General features: G+C 34.1%; 1 protein-coding gene and 2 pseudogenes. 2 read left to right on the top strand and 1 reads right to left on the bottom strand.

The window, feature by feature from the left end:
* Positions 1 to 211: pseudogene (locus FDW95_RS23625) on the bottom strand (DinI-like family protein); the annotation flags it as partial.
* Positions 212 to 385: 174 nt separating this feature from the next.
* Between FDW95_RS23625 and FDW95_RS08160 the strand changes: the two are divergent.
* A complete protein-coding gene (locus FDW95_RS08160; RefSeq protein WP_115258722.1) occupies positions 386 to 1945 on the top strand; it encodes an EAL domain-containing protein in 1560 nt (519 codons plus the stop codon).
* A gap of 3 nt (positions 1946 to 1948) precedes the next feature.
* Positions 1949 to 2140: pseudogene (locus FDW95_RS08155) on the top strand (LexA family transcriptional regulator); the annotation flags it as partial.

Below are 2140 nucleotides of genomic sequence, written 5' to 3'. Positions count from 1 at the left end.
TCTTCAAACATTTCCTGAACAGTAGGGCTTATCTGTTCTTTCTCATGCTTGCTGGCGTCTGTGTTGATCACCGGCAGTACCATCATCGGTTTAATCCAAGTACCAGTATCGGGAAAGGGGGCAGTTTCACACTTATGTCCCTTAGAATTACATCTTTTACATTAGATATATAAATATAAGATGAAATGCCACTTATTTGGTTAAAATGCAAACATAAATCTAACTTGGATATGGTTTTACGTTATTTTATAATGTTTTTTTCTAATAAAAAACATAAAGAAATAATTGTTTTAACCGATAATCTGTTTCAACTGTATGTATTTGTTTCACGACAGATAGTAGAATGTATGTTGTCACATAGGGTCAGGCATATAAAGAGGTCGGTGTGAAGAATAACCACAATTTAAAACAAATCAAGCCTTATGTGATATCAATCACGTTTTCATTTTTTATTTTTTTCTCATTATCTGAGATTTCAGTGTATTATATATACAAGGAGAAGATTGCATCATATACAGAACGAGTTTTGAATAGAAGCGTTAGTCTCATTCAACAAATTGATAAAATAAATGATAATTATGAAATGTTTAATGCTTATAGTCCTTGTAGTGAACTACAACTTCATGCTCTAAGAGTGGCCTTATGGCCATATGCTCTTATAAAAGATATATCATTTATTTCAAATGGTGCAGTCATATGTAGTGCTTTATGGGGAGTGTTGCCAGCGCCATTACTTCTCAATATCTATGATAGAAAAGTTGAAAAGGACAATGTAACTTGGTTTTTTGGTGTGTTACTGGAAAATAATGTAAAAGCTGATTTGCTAAGCAATCAAAAATTAGCTATAACGATTTCACCATTTGCATTTAATAGATTTGTTACAGACCATGAAGAGAAGGGGTTTTCTGCAATTGTAGGTGACAGAGATCATTCGCTTCATTTGTTCAAATTTGGTGAGCAGGTTGATCTTCTTGAAGAGGCTCAGCATGATAAATCCTACCAACTAGGACTTATTACCACGCAAAGCTGTAATAAAAATAATAATATCTGTGTCATGGGGGGAGTTAAATTTCCGTGGATGAGTTTCGATAGTTGGTTAATGATGTTATTGATTGCCTTTACATCTATTGTAACCGGTGTTCTTCTGGGGGTTTTTTATAACCAAAGAGTTGCACGCAAGCAATCATTAGTTTCAAGATTAAAAAATGCCATAAAAAGTGAATCATTATATCTTGTGTATCAACCTATTTATAAAATAAAAACCGGAAAGATTATTGGTGTGGAAGCACTAATTAGATGGGATGATTATGATATTGGTAGCATCCCCCCTGATATTTTTATCCCTATTGCAGAGAAACATGATTTAATCCATGAAATAAGTGATTTTGTATTTCGAAGGGTAGTAAAAGAAACCATGTCTCTTTCTGAGGAATTTAATATTATTATAAGCATTAATGTTAGTTCTCAAGACCTTCTATCGGAATCATTTCAAAGCAAAGTGTTTCAGATGATTGATGAATTAAATATAAAACCTGGTATGATAATGATGGAGTTAACAGAGAGGCAGAGTGCGGAAATAAATTCTCTCCAAAAGGTAATTTCTTTATTTAATAATAAGGGTATATCAATAGCTATTGATGATTTCGGGACTGGCTATTCAAATTTAAACTGGTTATCAAATTTACAAATAGATGAGGTTAAAATTGATAAGTCAATTACAGATTCTATTGGTGAACTCTCTGTAAATAACAATGTCTTATCAGGATTGGTGGAGATTTTTAAAGATATAACTCACAAAGTCGTTTTCGAAGGTGTCGAGACTTCAACTCAGGTGAAATATTTAACTGAAATGTTCCCTGAGTGCTGTGTCCAAGGCTGGTATTACTCGAAGCCACTCTCTATTGATAAATTGACAAAATTAGTTAATGATGTCAATGAGTGTTAATATGTATTTTCCTGCGATGGTTCACTGCTGATATGCCCGATCGACGGGGAATTCAGGAGCAAGCGTTACCGAACACATCCTCAACCACATCTGATTAATCCGGGGAGCGGAAGCTCTGCCAGAAGAAGGTGATGGCTACAATTCTTCACACGCAATATTCGGAGTGATCACGTACATCATTAATGATGCCAGGAA

The sequence above is a fragment of the Citrobacter sp. wls718 genome (genome assembly GCF_005280945.1).
GTDB lineage: Bacteria > Pseudomonadota > Gammaproteobacteria > Enterobacterales > Enterobacteriaceae > Citrobacter > Citrobacter gillenii.
The sequence above is the reverse complement of the archived record's forward strand: the minus strand, read 5'-3'. Positions and strand labels throughout refer to the sequence as shown.